Here is a 19,083-nt window from a genome sequence, read left to right as displayed (position 1 = left end):
AGGCATGGGTGATGTGGGTGGCGTGAGGGGTTGCGCCGGGGGCGGGGAGGGCCGTCGTACCGGGGGTGCGGGCGGTTGCTCCGCGCGTGCGGGTGGCCCCGGCGTGTGCGCCGGGGGTGCGGACGGCGCGGGAGGTGCGACGGGGGCCGGCGCCGTCGTCGGAGGCGCGGGGGCCGCGTCCCTCACGGCCTGCGGTGCGGTGGCCGGTTCCGGTGCGTCCTCCGGTTCCGGTACGCGCTCCGGGTCCGGTCGCGATGCGCGCTCGGGCGCGCGGCCGGCAGCCGGCTCCGGTGCCGGACCGGGGCTCGGTGCGGGTGTGGGCGCGGGGGCCGGGGCCGGTTTCGGCGCCGCCTCGGGCACGGGCGCCGGGCGGCCCGGCGCAGGCCCTGGCTCCGGTCGCGGTGCCGGGGCCGGATCGGGTTCCGGTTCCGGGACGGGTTCCGGTTCCGGGTCCGGCAGCGGTGTGCGCGAGCGGCGTACGGGCTGGGACGACCAGCCCAGGTAGCTCCCGCAGTTGCCGCAGAAGTCGTCGGTCTCGCCGTTGGCCGTACCGCACGCCGGGCACGAACGCATCGCGTCAGCCTCCTGTCTGTTCTGGCGTGTCGAACCCTTCGGGCGGGCCCGGCAGGACCTCCACCCGGCAGCCGAGGTGGACGGGGCAGCAGCCGGCGGCGACCTCGTGGACGCGGTGCGCGTCCACCGGAGCCCCCGCCCGCACCGGCCAGACCCGGACGAGCAGTTCCCCGGCCGGCGGCGGCGGAAGGGCGGCGCCCGGTTCGGCCGACCAGGCGGCGCCCCCGCCGTCCCGGACCTCCGCGTGCACCCCGCAGCACAGCCGCAGCCGCTCGACGAGCCCCCGCCGGGTGCCGCGCCACCGGTGCAGCTCGACGGCGCGCGCGATCACCGCGCGCCGCAGCTCCACCGGCCACGCCGGATCGGCCTCCACTCCCACCCAGGACGCCAGCCACGGCAGGAAGTCGGCCGGGGCCAGCGCCGGATCGACGTACGCGGGCAGGTTGTCCAGCGTGGACAGGACCGGGGCCAGCACCGTGTCCAGCCCCGCCGTGAACCGCTGCGCCAGATCGTCGTCCGCGTACAGGGCGGGCAGCAGATCGCCGATCGGGTACCGGCTGGGCAGCCCGGGCACCGCAGCCCGCGTCATACGACCTCACCGGCCCCGCTCGCGGTGACGACCACCTGGTGCTGGTGCGAGAAGACCAGGGCCCCCGGTGCGACGTCCACCCGGTCCGCCGCCGCCCCGCGCCGCCCCGTGATCGGGTCCGCCGGGAACAGCCGGACGTCCTCCACGAGCCCCGCCCCCTCCACGCTCTGGAGCACGGCGAAGACCTCCCCGTACTGCACGGCCCTCCCGAACGGCCACCCCCGGCCGTCCGCCCCGCCCCGCAACGGGTCGATGTGCCGGAACAGCGCCTCCAGCGCCTGCGCCCGCACCCGGTCCACGTCGGCCGGCGCGGCCACCAGCCGGGCCACGACCGTGACGCCCTGGTAGGCGGGCGGCTCCACGATCAGCCGGGTGCCGACGAGCCGCCGCTCGTCGAGCCGTTCGGTGACCGCCGCGAGCACCGCGTCGGAGGGGATCAACTGCTCGAACCGCAGGTGCCCGTCGTCGTCGGGCACCGCGTCCGGCACCACCAGCACCCGCACCGCACCGGCCTCGCCCGGCACCGCGGGCAGGCACCGCACCCGGCGCAGCGACGGGGCCGCCTCCCGGGCGATCAGTTCGTGGTCCTCGGCGGTGACCGCGCGTTCCTGCACCCGCAGGATGTTGGGCGCGCGCACCTTCGCGTTCTCGACGGTCTCCCCGTCGACGCCGCCGGTCGCCGCCTCGCGGTTGTCCACGCCCGCGACGTACGGCACCGAGCTGCGCAGCACGGAGATCGCGCCCCGCGCGACGTTCCCGGCGGCCCCGCCGCCCGTGCGGTAGCGGGGGATGCGGAGCTGGGCGCCCTTCTCCGGCACCGCCCCGTACGCGCGCATCGTGCCGTCCGGCTCCCGCACCTCCGGCGGGAACGCGAACTCCCCGGCGACGGCGTCGATCCGCACATGCCGGTCACCGGGCCCGGAGGCGCCGAAGTGCTCGACCGGCGTCCACACCTGCCAGCCCTCGTCCGTCGAGACCTGGACGACCGGCGGGTCCCCGTCCAGCAGCAGCGGCGCCCGGCTCACCGAGAACCGCTGCCCGGCGACGCCCTCCGACACCCCGAGAGGCACGTCGAGGACGGTCTCCGCGTGCTCGGCCGCCGTCGTGCCGCCGACCGTGAAGACCTCGGCCTCCCGGATCGTCGGCGACTCCGAGTAGAACGGCTGTCCCGGCTCCGGCGCGGTCACCCGGCAGCGCAGCCACCCCGCCCGGGTCCCGGCCACCACCGACGCGGTGTGCCCGGCCGGGACGAACACCACGACCTCGCCCGGCCGGTTGAGCCCGCCGGTGCTGTCCACGCCGGTCGCACAGGTCGCCCAGCGGGCCCCGTCCCACGCCTCCCACACCAGCGGAGGCTGGCGCGGGTCCACGCCCACGCCCTCCACCCGGCTGTCCAGCCGCACGGCGACGATGCACCGGGGCACCGCCGTCGGCAGCCCGAACAGCAGGGCGTCGCCGGGCTCCGGGCGCGACTGGAAGCACGGGACGTCCTTGCCCGCGCCCAGCGGCCCGGTCCGGTCCGTCTGGTCGCCCGAGACCGGCGCGGTGACCAGCCGGACCAGCGAACTCGGCACGATCGGCAGGTCCTCCACCGTGGAGAACACCACCGGCTCCTCGGTCTCCCCGCGCACCGTCGCCACCTCCGTGCCGGCCGGCAGGTGCACGGTCTCCGGCTGCGGCGCGGAGAGCCAGAAGTCGACCTCGGCCCGCGCCACGGTCGGCGGGAACAGCGTCACGCCCAGCAGGTCGAGGAAGGCCGCGTAGTTCTTGTCGGGGACCCGGTTCAGCCGGTACAGCAACTGGTCGACCATGTACGCGAACGTCTCGATCAGCGTCACCCCGGGGTCGGACACGTTGTGGTCGGTCCACTCGGGGGAGCGCTGCTGCACGAACCGCTTGGCCTCGTCCACGAGTTGCTGGAAGCGGCGGTCGTCCAGGTTGGGGGAGGGCAGGGCCATCAGCGCGCCCCCGCTTCACGCCGGGCCCGCGACGCCGGCCCGTCCGGCACCGGCCGCTCCGACTCCGGCCCCGCCTCCGACGACGGGATCGTGTAGAAGGGGAAGACCAGGTTGCGCAGGTCGTTGGTGGCCCGCACGGTGTAGTGCACGTCGATGTAGAGCGTGCCCTCCTCGACCGCGTCGAACGCGACCACCACGTCCGTCACCTCGATGCGCGGCTCCCACCGCTCCAGCGCGGCGCGGACCTCCTGCGCGATCCGCCCGGCCGTCGCCCCGTCGCCGGGCGCGAAGACGTACTCGTGGATCCCGCAGCCGAAGTCGGGGCGCATCGGCCGCTCGCCGGGCGCCGTCCCGAGGATCAGCCCGATGGCCTCCTCGATCTCCTTGTCCCGCTCCACCAGGGCGATCCCGCCCGTCGGCCCGGTCCGCAGCGGGAAGCCCCAGCCGCGCCCGATGAACCCGCCGCCGCTCACATCGGGCCCCCGATCAGGACGTTGAACGCTCCGCTGACGATGGGCGCCCCGCAGGAGGTCTTGTCGCCCATGCGGGCCGCGGGCAGCCCGCCGATCAGTACGGCGCCGCCGATCGCGGCCGCGGGGTTGGGCATGATCACGTTGCCGGGTCCGAGCAGCGCGTGCGGGGGGACGACGCACGCGTGCAGGCTTCCGGTGACGGCCGCGGGCCGGCCGCCGATGAGCACGGTGGCCACGGCCGGCGCACCCGGGGGCGGGGTGCCGATGAGGCCGCCGTGTGCGGTGCTGTCGCCCGTACGGGCTGCGGGGGGCATGGCCGGGGTTCTCCTTGCTGTGGTGCGGACGTGGTACGGGCGCGGGGCCGTGGTGCGGAAGCGGGGCCGTGAGAGGCCGGGTGGACGGGGTGGATGCGAGCGGACAGGGTGGGCGCGGGCGGGTGCGGCGGTCAGTTGATCTTGATGAGCTTGGCCTTGAGGACCGCGAGCAGACCGCCGTCCACCGTGACCCCCGTCTTCCCGTTGACCTTCACCGAACGGCCCTTGATGGTCACGTCGCCCGTCGCGCCGGCGTCCAGGGTGATGCCCGACGAGGACAGGGTCACCGAACTCAACTCCCGTACACCGCCCCGTGCCTTGACCGTCAGCGTGATCTCCCCCTTCTTCTCGTCCAGCACGACGTCGAGCCGCTTGTCACCGGTCGCGATGCGCACCCCGGCCGGACCGCGCGGGGCGTCGAGCAGCTCCAGCCGGTTGCCCGAACGCGACACCAGTGAACGGCGGTTGACCTTCCCGCTGGTCGGATCGACGAGCGGGACGTCGTGCGGGGACGGCTTGTCGACGCCGTTGTACAGCCCGCCGAGCACGTACGGGCTGTCCAGCAGCCCCTGTTCGAACCCGACCAGCACCTCGTCGTTGACCTCCGGGCTGAACACCCCGCCCCCGCCCTGGCCGCCCCACTGCACGGTGCGGACCCAGTCGGTGACGTACGTGTCGTCCAGCCAGGGGAACTTCAGCCGTACCCAGCCGCGTTGGCCCCGGCCCTCCTCGCGGATGTCGGTGACCACGCCGATCGCCAGACCCGGCATGCGCGGTCCGCGCGAGGGGGCGTTCCCGCCGCCCGTCAGCCCCGACAGCGAGCGGTCCGGCGAGGCGCTGACGAGCACGGTGGTCCGGTATCCGGTGTCCGGGTCGAGGACGTGGTGCGCGGCGGTCGCGGTGTAGCGGCCGGAGAACGCCGGGCCCACGTTGCCGAGCGCCACCGGCACCCCCGCCCGCAGTTTCGGATTCCCGTAGGCCACCGCCTCCACCTCGCCGAACCCGGCACTCACCGACGCGGCCAGCGAACCGGCCACCGCCCGGGTCTCCGCCTGGGTGCGGTACGGCGTGTCGGCGATCGTCGTCCGCGAGCCGGACCCGAAGATCTTGGCCGCCGTCGACGGGCTCATCCCCGGGGCGACGGTGTCGCTGCGCACGGACTGCTTCCGCGCCACCAGCCGCGTCTTGGTGTCGACGTTCCAGCCGCGCACCTCCACGCTGTCCGAACCGTCGGCCCCGGTCAGCACCGCGCGCAGGGCCAGCAGATTGTTCCCGTACTCCAGGACCATCGGGTTGCGCGTGGCGGACGTCGACGGCGAGGGGGCCGAGGACGCGGGATCCGGCTTGGTGAACTGCAGCACGCCCTTGTCGTCCACCCGCACGGTGGCCCCGCTCTCGGCGGCCAGGTGCTGGAGGAACTCCCAGTCGGAGACGTTGGGCTGGGTCAGCTGCTTGTACGTGATCGACGCGGCCTCCACCTTTCCGCAGGCGAGCCCGGCCCCGGCGGCGACCTTGCGGACGATGTCCGCCGTCTTCATGTTCCGGTACGCCTCCACCTTCCGGCCGCGCTGGAGCCGGTGCGCCTTGGAGAACGCCCGCACCACGGTGAACGACCCGGTGGTGTCGGTGTCCAGCTCGATCGCGGTGACCTCCCCGGTGAACAGCCGCTCCCGCGCCCGGTCCTGGACGGTCACGACCGAGATCCTCAACGGAGTGCCCATGCCGATACCGGTCTTGGCGAGGAACGTGTGGTCCGGGTCCCGGTACATCAGGACGGCCGTGTCGGGCAGCCCCACGTTCTCGTCGACCACGCAGCTCACCAACTGGGTGGCCCAGGCGGCGGGCAGCTCGGCGGGCGCCTCCACGATCGGGTCGGCCGCGAAGGACCGGCCGGGCGATTTCGTCCCGCTCATCACACGTCCTCTCCGGGGCGGGCGTCCCGTCCGGGCACCAGCAGCTCACGTCCGGGCGTCAACTGCATCGGATCGTCAATGTCGTTGGCGTGCGCGATGGTCCGCCACGCGGTGGCGTCCCCGTACTCCCGCCAGGCCAGCAGCGGCAGGCTGTCCCCGGCCACCACCCGGTGCGTGCGCCGCGCCTCCTTCGACCCCGAGGTGGGGTTCTGCCCGGCCGGATCGACGCTCGCCTCCTCGATCGACAGGGAGCAGGTGGCGCGCAGCGGCTTCCCGTCGACGTCGAACAGCGTGTACGAGACCGAGAGGTTGGAGAGCACCCCGTCGAACGACGTCGTCTTCGACGTCCCCCAGTCGAACCGCACCCAAGGGCTGGCGGGGGTCTTGCGGGCGAGACTGCTGGGCGTGGGGACACACGCGGTCATCAACTGCTCGACCGCCTTCTCCACGGAGTTGTCGTGGGTGGCGGTGGCGTCGAGGAACACCTCCAGCGACAGGGCGCGGGGCCCGCTGCCGACGAACTCGGGCAGCGCGGACTGCCCGGCCATCCGGGACGGGGTGCGCCGCCACTCGGTGGTCTTGCTCAGCGACAGCTTCGCGGGGTTGAACTGCAACGTGAGCCGGGCGAGCGTTCCGCCCGGCTTGGCGCCGACCGTCGACGGCGGCTCCATGATGGTCAGCTGGGCACGGGCGCGGCTCGCGCGGAGAGCGGGTGACACGGCGTTCCTCCCTTCCTGGTTCCGTGACTGCTTGCGGGTCTGCTCCGGTCTGCTCCGGGTCTGTTTTCCGGGCACTGCCGGGTCTGTCTCCGGGTGCTGCCGGACGGGCGCGGCGGTCTGTCAGGAGGGTTCCAGGCCCTCGTGCGCGATCTCCAACGTCTCGATCGCCGCCTGGGAGTCGGCCGGGTCGAAGGACGGGCCCTGCCAGCGGACCGGAACGATTCCGTGAACCTGCCAGCTGATGATCCGGCTGAGATCGGGCCGTAGCGCCACGATCTCGCCGTCCTTGGGCTCGACCCGCCGGATCGTCTCGTTCAGCCACCGCGCGATCTTCATCGTGTCGGCGGTCACCGGGCGGGTCAGCGTGATGTTCGTCCAGGTGATCCGGCCGGGCAGATGCCAGGTGAACCCGTTGTTGCCGCCCTCGGCGTAGGTCTCCATCTCCACCTCGGCGCCCAGCCCCGAGCAGGTGTGGAACGCGCCCAGGTCGCTGCCGCCGATCGCGAGCTTGAAGAACACGCTCGTCGCGAAGATGTTGTCGGTCATGCGTCTCTCTCGTCTGTCCTGCTGCTCGTGTCTTGCCTGCGGGCCGAGGGGCGGTCCGGGAGCCTGTGGTCGTCGTCGGTGGCCGGGCGGTGGGTGGCGGACCGTCAGCGGCGGCCGTCGTGCAGTCGGCCGCTGCGCTCCCGGCCCCGGCGCAGATCGGCGCGGAGGAGCCGGCTCAGCGGGTCGATGAGGCGGCGGGCCAGCTCCTCGACCTCCGCCCCGCTCATCCGGTTGGCCGGGGCGGCGTCGGGCGTGTCCTCGGCCCCGGCCTCCGGGCCCGTCCGCTGGACCACGGGCTTGGACGGCGCGGCCCGGACGGGTACGCCGGTGATCCCGGCGTCCGCCGCCGCGCGCTGGACGGCCTGCGCTCTGGTCTCCGGGCGCCCCGCGCCGGGGCTCCGCGCGGGCGTGCGCGGTGGCACGCGCACGGAGAGACCCGGCGGGGGCCCGCCCGGAGCGTCGTCCGGGGCGGGCGCCGGGGGGCCTGCGGAGTCGGGCACCACGGGGAGGGCCAGCCGCTGTACGGGGACGGCGGCGTCGGCGGCCCGGGGCGCGGCGGGCGGATGCGGCCGGACGACAGGCACGGCGCGCGCACCCTGAGCGGTGGGCGCGGCGGCCGGGACCCCGGGGGCGGCCGACGGCGGGCCGGGGCGGGCGGCCTGGACGTGGGGGAGCGGCGCGGCGGGGCCTGCCGGGGCCGGCGGCGCGGTGGCGGTGCGCTGGACGGCGGGGGGTGAAGCGGGGTCGTGCGCCCGCCCGGGTGCCGGGGATGCGGTGGGGGACTGGCGCCGCGTGCGGGGGAGCGCCGGAGCCGGAGCAGCCGTCGAGCGCTGGACCACGGGGCCGGGCGCCGGGCCGGAACGCGTGGAGGGGCCCGCCCCGGTCCGCCCGGAACCGGAAGCCGGTGTGCCCCGGTCCCGGCCCTGACTCCGGCTGGGACGACCGGGACCGGAGGCGGAGGCGGGGGCAGGGTCGGGGTCGCGTGGTGCCGGGCCGGTGCCGGCGTCCGGCTGCGGCAGGTCGCGCCGCCAGGTCGCCGCCACGACCGGACGCGGGGCGGAGCCGCCCGCGGTCGGGATCGGGGCAGCCGAAAACCCTTCGGCGGAGCCGGTGTTGACGGTCAGCCCACGGTTCGGGAGCAGGGTCCGCGCCCGCTGGACCAGAGGCGCCGGGGCCAGGACGCCGGGGCCTTGGGCGGCCGCGCGGGGCCGCTCGACCGGCCGGATGCGTACCGGGGGCGGGGGAGCGGCGGCGGCCGACCTCGTACGCGTACCGGCGGAGCCTCCGGGGGCCGCCGCACGCTGAACGGAGGGCGCACCGGGTGCGGATGAGGGGACAGCGGAGGCGTCGGGAGCGGTGCTCGGCACGGAGGCCGGTGCGGCGGCCGACCGTACGGGCATCGCGGCGGGCGTGTCCGGCCGCGTCGATGGAGGGGTCGGCGCGACGGGTCCGGAGCCCGGGGCGTCGGCCGTCGCCGGGTCGGGACCCCGCCCGGTGTCCGGCCGGGTTCCGGGCGCGCGGCGGTCGCCGAGCAGCGGCGCGTCCCCGCCGAGCCGCGCGGTCGGCGGCAGGGCGGGCAGCGGCGTACCGATCCCGCCCCGCACCCGGGCCCGGGCGCCCCCGGAGGGCGCCGGGCCCGTGGCCGGCGCGCGCTGAACGGACGGGGAAGGCGCAGCGGACTTCGACGAGGACGAGGACGAGGAAGAAGGGGCGGAAGGAGAGGGCGAAGGGGGCGTGGCTGCCGAGCGGCTGGGCCGGGACGGGGACCCGGTCGGCCCGACCGGTCCGGAGGCCGGTGCGGTGGCCTGTCCGGTGGTCGGTGCGGCGGCCGGGGCCTGCGGGTCCGGCGTCCGGCGCTGGAGCACCGGCAGGTCCGCCGCCGGGGGCGTCGGAGCGGGCGCGGTGGGAACGGTGCCCGTGGCTCCCGCCGCGTCGGCGGGTCGGGCCCCGGCGGGCATCTCCCGCAGCGGCTTGCCCAGCGCGGGGCGGATCGCCCCGGGAGCCGGCCGGGTGGCGGGAGGGGTGCCGGGAGCCGGGGCCTCGCCGTCCGGGGCGGCCGGGCCTGTGCCGCTCGACCGATCCGGTGCGCCGGGTCGCGCGGACGTCGCTCGCTGGATCGCGGGGGACGTGTCCGGCCCTGACGCTGACGCGTGGGACGGAGGGTTCGGCCCCGACGTCCGGGGCGGAGAGGCCGGGCCTGATGTCCGGGGCGGAGAGGCCGGGCCTGATGTCCGGGACGGAGAGGCCGGACCTGATGTCCGGGACGGAGAGGCGGGTGGGGCGGCTGCGGCGGCGGGGGCGAACCCCGCGATCTGCCGCAGCGGCATCGTCGGACGGCGGGCGGCGATCATCGGCGGCGCGATGCGCTGCGGACGTACGGCGGCGGGCCGCGCGGGCGGACGTATGAAGGAAGCCGCGTCCTCGCCGCCGAGGGTGGACCGTACGGAAGGGCCGGAGGCGGCTCCCGTACGGCTGTTCTCGCCGGAAGAGCGCGACCCGTCGCGGGAGTCGGCGGACGCGGGTGCCGACGAGGGGGCCGCACCTGAACCGGCCGTACGCGCCGACGGCGTCCCGGCCTCCCGACCGGCCCCGCCGCCCGAGGTGCCCGACGAGGACCGGCTGACCGTTCCCGGCGCGCCCGACGACGACCGGCCGGCCGTTCCCGGCGTACCCGACGACCGGGTTGCCGAACCCGAAGTGCCGGACGGCGAACCGGGGGTCGTCGCACCTGGCGTACGCGCCCCGCTCGTCCGCGTCGACCGCTGGACCGTCGGGGACGCCGGGGCCGTCGCCCCCGACCTCGTACGGCGTGCGGCGTGCCGTCCTGCCGAGGAGGGCGGCAGGTCCGGTGCGGTGGCGGAGGGGTCGGCGGGGTCATCGGCGTCGGCGGGGCGGACGGCGCGCAGCAGCAGCGGTCCGCCGGGGGACGTCGAAGGGCGCGCGGAGCCGGGCCGGGTGACGCCGTGGATGAGGCCGACCGGGGCCGAGGGCAGCACGGCGTGCCCGAGTTCGCCCTGCTGGGCCGGGTTCTGCCACGAGGCCAGCCGTGCGCGGAACCGCAGCCCGTCGCTCACGCCGATCGAGGCCCGCGCGACGGTCACCTCCGGCGGGGCCACCCGCCGCCAGCCACCGTCCCAGCCACCGCCGTCGGACCCGGAGCTTCCACCGGAACCCGGCCCGGCCCCGGGGCCGCTGCCGCTCTCCTCGTCAGGCGTCCCCGGTGTACCGGTGCCGACAGAGGCCCCCGACCCGGCTGCGAACCCGTCCCCGCCCCGCCCGCCGTCCGGCAGGCCGGGCGCGCCGGGCCGCCGCCGGTCCGCCCGGCGCAGCCAGTCCCCGAGCCCCACACGATCACCCGCCTTCGTTGACGCGGGTGTTGATCCGCGCTATCTCCCGCACCCACTGCTGACGCTCCGCGTGGGTGAGGTCGAGAATGTCCTCACGCTGCCAATGGAAGTGGTAGGCGACGTACGCGATCTCCTCCCGCAGCCGGGGAAGCGCGTACGTCACGATTCCCCCAGGCGCCCACCCGAGAGGTCCACCTCGAACGACCCCTGGCACAGCGGGCAGGTCACCGCGGCGTGCGTGTGGCCCTCGCTGTTGATCCGCCGGTAGAAGTCCTGGAGGAACGCCACGTCGGTCGCGTACATCCGCTCGACGATCCCCGCGTGCACATCGGTGATCGGGCCGAGCCGGGTGATCACCTGGCCCAGCAGCACCACCGACAGGTACGCGGGGTTCTCCTTCACCCGCAGGTCGATCTGCGGGCGCAGCTCGTCCCGCGCCGTCGCGAGCCGCATCGTGCCGCTCCGGTGCACCTGGCCCTCGTCGTCCACGTATCCGCGCGGCAGCTCGAACGCGAACTCCGTCTGGAGCGCGTCCCGTTCACGGGGGCGGCCGGGGGCCGGGGCCGCCGCCGGAGCGGCGGCGGGGGCGGCCTCCTCGCGCGCGGGTGCGGCGGCCATCTGGTCGAGGACCTCTTCGAGGCCCGCACCCGGGGTGACGGTCCGGCGCCTCATTCGACCACGATCTCCTCGAAGGTGATGGTCACCGTCTCGGTCGCCGCGCTCGACTCGCCGGCCTTCAGGGAGGGACCCTCCCACTTGGAGGCCCAGCCCTGCATCAGCTGGATGCGGCGGACGGTCTCACCGGTCGAGTCCTTGATCTCGATCGTGAGGTTCTGCCGCGCGGTGTCGACGGCCCCGTTGTTGAGGGTCTCCTTGATCCAGGTGGTGAACTCGCTGCTCTTGTCGAGCCCGCGGGTGATCGTCACCTCGCCCGCCTGGCGGGCCCCCGGCTGCTTCCGGATGATCTGCTTGCCCTCGGCGGTCACCTGACGGACCTCGACGACTTCTTCCTCGACGGTCATGCCGCTGATCTCCTGGATGGACTCCACGAGGTAGCCGCCGAGCTGAACGCCGAAGACGTGGGTGGAAAGAGCGTCGCCCTCTGCCATGACTGTGTGTCACCTGTTCTTATCGGAAGGGAAGTTGCGGTGCGCCGTGGCGCGGTCCTGCGGGAGGACCGCGCGCTCACTCGTCGACGAGACTGGTGCTGTCGGAGAACTGGGAGAGCCGGAAGATCACGAACTCGGCGGGCTTCACCGGCGCCACCCCGATCTCGCAGACGACCTGGCCCAGGTCGATCGACTCCTGCGGGTTGTTGCTCCGGTCGCACCGCACGTAGAACGCCTCCTCGGCCGTGCGGCCGAACAGCGCGCCCCGGCGCCACTCCTCGGTGAGGAACGCGGTGACGTTGCGCCGGATGCTCGACCAGAGGCGGTCGTCGTTCGGCTCGAACACCACCCACTGGGTGCCCAGGAGGATGGACTCCTCCAGGTAGTTGAAGAGGCGGCGGACGTTCAGGTAGCGCCAGGCCGGGTCGGAGGAGAGGGTGCGCGCGCCCCAGATGCGGATGCCGCGCCCGGGGAAGGCGCGCACGCAGTTCACGCCGATCGGGTTGAGGAGGTCCTGCTCCCCCTTGGAGAGCCGGATCTCCAGGTCCACCGCGCCCCGGATGACCTCGTTGGCCGGGGCTTTGTGCACCCCGCGCTCGTTGTCGCTGCGGGCCCAGACGCCGGCCACGTGACCGCTCGGCGGGACCAGGGAGTTGCGGCCGCTCGCCGGGTCGAAGACCTTGACCCACGGGTAGTACAGGGCGGCGTAGCGGGAGTCGTAGCCGGCGTCCTCGTTGCGCCAGGTGCGTACGCGCTGCGCGTTCATGCCGGGCGGGGTGTCGAGGACGGCGACCCGGTCGCCCATCTGCTCGCAGTGCGAGATGACCGCGAGCTGCACCGTCTTGACGCCCTCGGCGTCGATGTCGCCCCGCTGGAAGGCGCTCATCAGGTCGGGGACGGCGACCATCGTGATCTCGTCGATCGCTTCGAGGCCCGCGAACCCGGTACGGGCCGAGGCGTCGCCCACGTACTCGGAGGCGTCGAGGCGGGCCACACCCGAACCGGGCGCGGCCGTGGCCGCCGCCGGGGCGAGGGCCACCGTCTGCTTCTCGGGGCGGCTCTGCGCCGTACCGGGCTGTTCGGCGACCTGGACCAGTCGCGAGTCGCGGGTCTGGGTGACCAGGTAACCCTTGACGTTCTTGCGGGTGGAGACGTCGTACGTTTCGGCGACCTTGCCGTTCTGGCGGACCAGCAGCCGGAAGCGGTCCTCCGGGGGGTTCTCGCCCTCGGCGTCGGCGATCTCCACGGAGAGGCCCTCGCCCGTGCCGGGCTTGGCGGAGATGAGGAACCCGCCGAGCGCGACCGGCGCCGGGTCCGCCGGTGCGACCGCGCCGCGGCCCGCCCCCTGCGCGTCCTCGGCGCCCTGGGCGGGGCCGCCGATGCGCACGACGTAGGCCGCGCCGCCGCCGTTGGCGAAGAAGCCGTAGACGGCGTGCGCCAGGTAGGTGTCGGCGGTGAAGGCGCCGAACGTCTGGACGTACTGGTCCCAGTTGGTCACCAGTGTCGGCTGGTGGAAGGGGCCCGTACCGGCGAAGCCGACGAAGGCTGCGACCGCGGTGCCGACTCCCTCGATGGGCCGTGCTCCGGACTGCACCTCCTCCACGTAAACACCGGGGGTGAGGTACGACGGCATGCTCGCTCCTTCGGGACGGTCACTCGATCACCGCCCAGTCTCGACGGGCCGCGCGGACCGGGAGTAGGTCCCGGAGTCCTGGACACGGGGCAACGAGACTGCCCTTCCGGGACGCCGGAGCGGGGTGTCGGTGCCCTCGGCGGACGCGGCCCGGACGCGCGGCCCCGATTCACCGTTTCCGGCCTGCTTCATGTCGGTCGTATGACGAGAACGAGAACGTCGTGTAAGGGAACGGGATTCTTTGCCCTTCCTTGGTGGAGGAAGTCGGCGTGCGTTCCCGGAAGAAGTCGGCACGCCTCTGGGGGGAAGAGGGCGGGCGCCTCTGCGCGGAAGGCGGGAAGAAGTCGCCGCGCGGAAGGCGGAATGGGAGACCGCCACGCCGGGGAACCCCTGTGTTCGGTATCTCATTTTCGCGGTAAACCGAGGAGGGGTGAGATCCGTCCCGGAGCTGCGGGAATGTGTCCCCAGGTGATGCGATTCGGCCAGAATGCGCTGGAGGGACGGGTGGATTCGGCCGGGATCGGACGGCGGAAACGGGCACGGAAGCGCTCCGAACGGGCACCGGCCGGCACCGCACGAGCCGTCAGCACCTGTGCTGAGCAGCACAGTTCGCTCCCACGGCCGCAGGATGCGGATATTCTTCCGCTGCCGCCGAGGCCGCGGGCGACCGAACTGGTCGAGACCTCTGGGGCATTGGGGAGGGCGAATACGCCATCACCCGCCGCGCCGGGTTTCCCCTCGGCCGGTTTTCTGCTGTTGTCTCGACGGGAGGGGAAGCAGAACGCCCGGCGCGGCTGTTTCTCGCGTTGTTCTCGGCTGTTCTACCGTGCGAGATCGCTCAGCTCGCCGCTGACATTCAGTACCTGATGGCATCCGGAAGCCTGTGTTCCGGTGGCCGGTGTGCCGGGCTTGGCGCAGGTGACGGAAGCGGTGACGGTGGCGTTCTCCGGAACCTGAATGGGGGTGACCCAGTGATAGTCCTGGTTGCGGAAGGTTTCCAGCGCGATTGTCGTGATCTTGTTCTCGCCGAAGGAGATCGTCACGAGGCCCTCGTCGCCCTGGAAGTTCGCCACGACGGCGTCGGTGATCTTGAACACCTTCCCGGCCGGCACCTTGTAGGAGCCTTCCTCCGTCGCCCCCGCCCGGGTCTGCACGTCGATCGTCCGGGACGCCTGGCCTCCTCCGCCTCCGCTCCCGCCGGTGCCGCCGCCGGAGCCGGAGCCGCCCGAACCCGAACCGCCCGAACCGGGCCCCGTTCCGTCCGGACCGGTCCCCTCTCCCTGGCCGCCGGACGGGTTCTCCGCGCCGCCGGGCGGCGTCGACCCCTGCTCCTTGCCCCGTTCGGTCTCCTCCTGCGCGGCCTTCGCCCCTGCCTGCTTGGCCGTGCTCTGCACCGCCGGACGCACCAGGGCGAACCATGCGAGCAGCAGCGCCAGCAGCGCCGCCAGCACGATCAGCAGCCACTTGGGCAGAACCGGTATCTGGGCGAACTCGCCGGGCAGCGGTTCGGGCCCGCCGGGCTGCTCCTCCTCGGTCTTCCGCTCGCCGGCCCCGGTCGCCAGGACATCGAAGGGCCAGCTCACGGGCTCGCCGAACCAGATCAGCTTCCGGGCCCGGGCCTTGAGCCCGAACTCCGCCGACTCCCCGGGCTCCAGTCGCTTGGTGTCCGGCGCGAAGACGAGACGCAGGTCCTCCCCGTCCTGCCGGGACGCGAGAGCGACGTCGACCGGGGTGTTCCCCCGGTTCTGCACGGCCGTACGGAACCGGGCGCCGAGCCAGCCCCGGCGGCGGCGGGGCTCCAGCTCCGCGCGCAGCTCGTGGAAGGGCTCCACGGTCACCGTCGACTCGGGGACCACGACCGACTCGGGTCGCTCGGCGGGCAGCACCCGTACGGCCAGCGGGGTCTCGCCCGCCCGGACGTCGGGGGAGCGGGGCGGGGCGAAGGTCAGGGCCACCGTCTCGGACGTGCCCGGATACAGCGACACACGCGCCGGCTCCACGGTGGTCCAGGCGGCGCAGTCGCCGACCACTTCGAGGGTGTAGGCCTCGACGATGTCACCGTCGTTGCGCACGGTCAGAGTGGTCGTCGCGGTGCCGCCCGGCGACACCGTCACCGCGGGGCTTGCGAGTTCGGCAGATGTGGTCACGCTGCGACGGTAGGCCGCACGCACCGCCCGGCAGCAGAGACGCGAGGGCAGAGGACGGGCAGCCGCGGTGCCCCGAGGGCCCCCCGCCCCGGTGCCCCCGCGTCCCCGGCGCGCGCCCGCGCCCCCTGACGCCCGCCGACGGAGGCGACCACCAGCGGCAGACGGCATATCGGGCTGAAGTACCTGAGGAAGACGGGCACGGAACGATGACGATCACGGACACGACGAACGGCACGGCGACACGCGGGCAGTACCGCAGGACCGACCCGGCCGGCCACCGCTCGCCCGGCACGCCCGGGGCGCCCGGCGGCAGGGTCACGGTGGCGGTGTACGCGGAGGACCTGATCCTCCAGACCGGGATGATCCACCAACTGCGGGTGCGGCCCGAGATAGAGCTGCTGCCGGAGGCCGAGGCGGACCGCGCCGAGGTCTCCCTGGTCGTGGTGGACACGGTGGGCGAGGCCACCGTCCAGCTCCTGCACCGCCTCCAGCGCAACACCTCCACCCGTACCGGGCTGGTCGTGGGCTTCTTCGAGTCGGGCGCCCTCCAGACGATGATCGAGTGCGGGGTGGCCGCCGTCCTGCGGCGCGGCGAGGCCGACCAGGACCGGCTCGTCCACCTGGTGCGCGCCATGGCCAACGGCGAGGGCGTGCTCCCGGGCGACCTGCTCGGCAAGCTCCTCGACCACGTCAGCTCCCTCCAGCGCACGGTCCTCGACCCGCGCGGACTCACCCTCTCCACGCTCACCGCGCGCGAGGCGGAGATGATCCGGCTGGTCTCGGAGGGCTGCGACACGGCGGAGATCGCGCAGAAGACCTCGTACTCGGAACGCACCGTCAAGAACGTGCTGCATGAGGTGGCGACCCGGCTCGAACTGCGCAACCGGGCGCACGCGGTGGGGTACGCGATGCGGCACGGGCTGATCTGAGGACGGGACGCGGGCCGATCTGCGGACGGGGAGCGGGGCGGGGAGCGGGCTGATCAGCGGACGGCGTGCGGGTCGGGGCGCCGGTCGGGCCGGGGCCCGGGCCCCGCCGACGAACGGCCGACGCCCCGGCCCGCACCCCCGTGCATCCGGCCCGCACCCCACGCGCCCGGCCCGACCCCACCGAGCCCGGCCCGCCCCGCGCCGCAAAGGGCAACGGTCGCTTCCCCCGTTCCGGGTACTCGCGGCCTGTCCCGCGCCCCGTGCGCACGCGAGGCTGGCCGGTGGAGAGTCATCGACAGACTGTGAGGTGGGCCGTGACCGGCACTGCTGGCCCGGCGAAGCGTTCCCGGGCGGCCCGGCTGATCGGTGCGGTGGTGCTGCTGGCGCCGCTGCTGGTCGGCGCCGCCGCGGCCCCCGACCGGGCGGGCGACGCGGTCGCCGCCGCCGACGCGGCGCCCGACCAGGCGGGGCGCATCGCCTTCGCCGGCACCGAACACCGCAGCCTCGGGCAGGCGACCGGCGACACGATCAGCACCAAGCCCTTCTTCGGTGACGGGCCCGCCCACTACGACCAGGACCCCTCCGCCCGCGGCGGCGTCCTCGTCTTCACCAGCCTGCGCGACAGCCCCAGGCCCCAGGTGTACGTGCGCGGCGCGGACGGCTCGGTGCGCCGGCTCACCACGGACCGGGACGCGGCCCGCCCCGAACTCTCCCCGGACGGGCGGACCGTGGTGTTCGACTCGGCCGAGCCCGGCCCCGGCGGCGGCGTCCAGCGCGACCTCTGGTCGGTCGGCGTCGACGGCACCGGCCTGCGCCGGCTCACCGACACCCCCGACAACGAGAACTCCCCGACCTGGTCCCCGGACGGCACACGCCTCGCGTACGCCTGCGACGGCGACGCCGTACGGGGATGGCAGGTGTACGTACGGAACGCCGAGGGCGGCCCGCAGACCCGGATCAGCGACGGGCCGGCCGGCGACGCCACCGAGCCGTCCTGGAACCCGGGCACCGACCCCGCCGACCGGGACATCGTCGCGTACACCCTCACCACCGACCCGGACCCGGACGTCGACGACGGCACCGAACTGCGGGCCACCGAAGGCATCGGCACCGACCGCCCGCTGCTGGTCGGCGGCCACGCCGAGTGGGGTACCCGCTCCGCCTCGTGGCTGCCCGACGGCAAGCAGGTCGTCTTCCTCAGCCCGTACCACACCTGCGGCTGCGACGACTTCGACCACGTCTACCAGGTGACCGCCTTCGACGGCAGCAAGGGGCCGGACCAACTGGTCAAGGAGGACCGCGAGGTCGGGCCGCCCACCTGGTTCGCCCCGGCCGGGACCGTCGTCGTGTCCCGGATCACCCCGGACCCCGAGAAGGTGAAGAAGGAGGGCGAACTGCTGTCCGCCTCGCGGATCGTGACGCTCCAGGACGTCCGCCAGGACGGCTCCGACCCCCGCGACCTGGGTGTCACGATCCTCAAGGAGGACCCGGCCGCCCGCACCAACGACGACCCCGCCGTGGACCCCCTGTTCAACCCGGCGCCGGGCTACGACCCCTGGACCGAGCGGCAGAGCTACACCCCCGACGGCCGCCGGATCGTCGTCACCCGCTTCGAGGACACCGACACCGGGCGCGTCGAGCGCATCTGGATGACCGACGCCGACGGCGGCAACGCGGCGGTGCTGCCGCTCGCCGGACGCGGTGCCGACGACTGGGACACCGACCCCGCCTTCTCGCCCGACGGCACCAAGCTCGCCTTCACCCGCACCTCGCCCGGCGGCACCGGCGACGCGGCGGGCCCGAGCCGCATCCTCATCGCCGACGTCGCCAGCGGCAGGATCCTCGACGAGGTCCGGCCGCCCGAGGGCCAGCGGACCGGCGCCGACGCCCAGCCGACCTGGTCCTCCGACGGGATCAACCTCGCCTTCACCCGCGGCCAGACCATCAACGGCAACGGCGGCAACAAGCACATCTGGGTCGTGCCCGTCGCCGACCTCGGCCGCCAGCGGGACCTCAGCGCCACCATCTGCCCCGGCGCCTGCGAGGTCATCGACGACAGCCCCGCGTTCTCCCCGGACGGCCTGAAGGTGGCGTTCAACCGCAAGGACGGCGGCGGCAGGGTCAACCAGCGGGCCGGCGTCCTCATCAAGCCGCTGCGCGGCGGCGGCTGCCGGGTCGTCCTGCCCTCCGTCCAGAAGGACAACCCCGCCGGCTGCGACCTGCCGATCCCCGACACCTCCGCCACCGGCCCCCACCAGCCGCGCGACGTCGCCTGGACGCCCGGCGGCGACCGGCTCGTCTTCACCGCGCGCCGCGAACTCGCCCCGAACTCCCCGGAGCAGCTCGCCACCCTCGACATCGCCTCCGGCGCCCTCGCCCCCGTCGACAACGCGCACGCCGGACGGCAGAAGGAACCGACCCTCCAGCAGTCCGTCGACCTGTCGCTCACCGCACCGCCCGCCCGGCCCCCCGTGGAGGTCGGCTCCACCGCCGAGGTGACCGTCACCGTCACCAACCGGGGCCCCGCCCCCTCGCCCGGCACCACCCTCACCGTCGACGCCCCGCCCGGCGTACGGCTGGAGGAGCTGACCACCGACGGTGCGACCTGCGCCCCCGGCACCCCCCAGTGCGATGTCGGCATCGTCCCGCCGGGCGGCAGCGTGGAGGTCGTCGCCCGTCTGACCGGCGTCACCCCCGGCCCCCAGCGGATCATCTGGTCCGTCACCGGAGCCGTCATCGACCCCAACCCCACGGACAACACCACCGGCACCGAGATCCCGGTCGAGGACCCCCCGCCGCCCACGCCCAGCCCCACCCCGACGCCTTCCACCCC

15 protein-coding genes are annotated in these 19,083 nt (G+C 74.5%); 2 read left to right on the top strand and 13 right to left on the bottom strand.

Translation table 11 applies throughout. The annotated features are described in order from the left end of the window. Nucleotides 1-577 precede the first annotated feature (577 nt). The 13 genes from IF19_RS0133555 to IF19_RS0133495 all read right to left on the bottom strand — a co-directional run bounded on the left by IF19_RS0133555 (nt 578) and on the right by IF19_RS0133495 (nt 15,288). The gene (locus IF19_RS0133555) at nt 578-1,162 is read right to left on the bottom strand and encodes a phage tail protein (RefSeq protein ID WP_030122038.1); all 585 of its coding nucleotides are present in this window, start codon (nt 1,160-1,162) and stop codon (nt 578-580) included. Continuing rightward, complete coding sequence (locus IF19_RS0133550; RefSeq protein ID WP_030118736.1) at nt 1,159-3,120, bottom strand: putative baseplate assembly protein; 1,962 nt, start codon at nt 3,118-3,120, stop codon at nt 1,159-1,161. The genes IF19_RS0133555 and IF19_RS0133550 overlap by 4 nt, the downstream gene beginning before the upstream one ends. After that, complete coding sequence (locus IF19_RS0133545) at nt 3,120-3,593, bottom strand: GPW/gp25 family protein (protein ID WP_030118737.1); 474 nt, start codon at nt 3,591-3,593, stop codon at nt 3,120-3,122. The genes IF19_RS0133550 and IF19_RS0133545 overlap by 1 nt, the downstream gene beginning before the upstream one ends. Beyond that, nucleotides 3,590-3,907, bottom strand: a complete 318-nt coding sequence (locus IF19_RS0133540; protein ID WP_030118738.1) for a PAAR domain-containing protein — start codon at nt 3,905-3,907, stop codon at nt 3,590-3,592. The genes IF19_RS0133545 and IF19_RS0133540 overlap by 4 nt, the downstream gene beginning before the upstream one ends. A gap of 131 nt (nt 3,908-4,038) precedes the next feature. Further along, nucleotides 4,039-5,820 (bottom strand): VgrG-related protein, encoded by a 1,782-nt coding sequence (locus IF19_RS0133535; RefSeq protein WP_030118739.1) that lies wholly within the window; start codon nt 5,818-5,820, stop codon nt 4,039-4,041. After that, the gene (locus IF19_RS0133530) at nt 5,820-6,539 is read right to left on the bottom strand and encodes a CIS tube protein (protein WP_030118740.1); all 720 of its coding nucleotides are present in this window, start codon (nt 6,537-6,539) and stop codon (nt 5,820-5,822) included. The genes IF19_RS0133535 and IF19_RS0133530 overlap by 1 nt, the downstream gene beginning before the upstream one ends. Before the next feature lie 120 nt (nt 6,540-6,659). After that, nucleotides 6,660-7,085 carry a phage tail protein gene (locus IF19_RS0133525; protein ID WP_030118741.1) on the bottom strand — a complete coding sequence of 142 codons (426 nt, stop codon included), beginning with the start codon at nt 7,083-7,085 and terminating at the stop codon, nt 6,660-6,662. Between the two features lie 104 nt (nt 7,086-7,189). Continuing rightward, the gene (locus IF19_RS1000000138575; protein ID WP_050494084.1) at nt 7,190-7,669 is read right to left on the bottom strand and encodes a hypothetical protein; all 480 of its coding nucleotides are present in this window, start codon (nt 7,667-7,669) and stop codon (nt 7,190-7,192) included. A gap of 2,767 nt (nt 7,670-10,436) precedes the next feature. Next, on the bottom strand, nt 10,437-10,595 hold the full coding sequence (locus IF19_RS1000000137885) for a DUF6760 family protein (RefSeq protein WP_018492281.1): 159 nt from the start codon (nt 10,593-10,595) through the stop codon (nt 10,437-10,439). Next, entirely contained in the window at nt 10,592-11,104 is a 513-nt protein-coding gene (locus tag IF19_RS0133510) for a hypothetical protein (RefSeq protein ID WP_030118744.1), read from the bottom strand. The genes IF19_RS1000000137885 and IF19_RS0133510 overlap by 4 nt, the downstream gene beginning before the upstream one ends. After that, entirely contained in the window at nt 11,101-11,541 is a 441-nt protein-coding gene (locus IF19_RS0133505) for a phage tail protein (protein WP_007457189.1), read from the bottom strand. The genes IF19_RS0133510 and IF19_RS0133505 overlap by 4 nt, the downstream gene beginning before the upstream one ends. Before the next feature lie 76 nt (nt 11,542-11,617). Beyond that, nucleotides 11,618-13,174: a phage tail sheath family protein gene (locus tag IF19_RS0133500; protein ID WP_030118745.1), complete on the bottom strand. Its 1,557-nt coding sequence runs from the start codon at nt 13,172-13,174 to the stop codon at nt 11,618-11,620. Nucleotides 13,175-13,995: 821 nt separating this feature from the next. Then, nucleotides 13,996-15,288 (bottom strand): COG1470 family protein, encoded by a 1,293-nt coding sequence (locus IF19_RS0133495; RefSeq protein ID WP_030118746.1) that lies wholly within the window; start codon nt 15,286-15,288, stop codon nt 13,996-13,998. A 239-nt stretch (nt 15,289-15,527) separates the two neighbouring features. Between IF19_RS0133495 and IF19_RS0133490 the strand changes: the two genes are divergently transcribed. Both IF19_RS0133490 and IF19_RS0133485 read left to right on the top strand, forming a co-directional pair. After that, entirely contained in the window at nt 15,528-16,250 is a 723-nt protein-coding gene (locus IF19_RS0133490; protein WP_030118747.1) for a helix-turn-helix transcriptional regulator, read from the top strand. A 314-nt stretch (nt 16,251-16,564) separates the two neighbouring features. After that, the coding region (locus IF19_RS0133485) for a DUF11 domain-containing protein (RefSeq protein ID WP_032788710.1) at nt 16,565-19,083 on the top strand (2,519 nt) is incomplete at its 3' end.

The organism is Streptomyces californicus (genome assembly GCF_000717645.1).
GTDB classification, from domain to species: domain Bacteria; phylum Actinomycetota; class Actinomycetes; order Streptomycetales; family Streptomycetaceae; genus Streptomyces; species Streptomyces californicus.
Note: the sequence above shows the minus strand (reverse complement) of the source record. Positions and strands in the feature narration are given on the sequence as shown.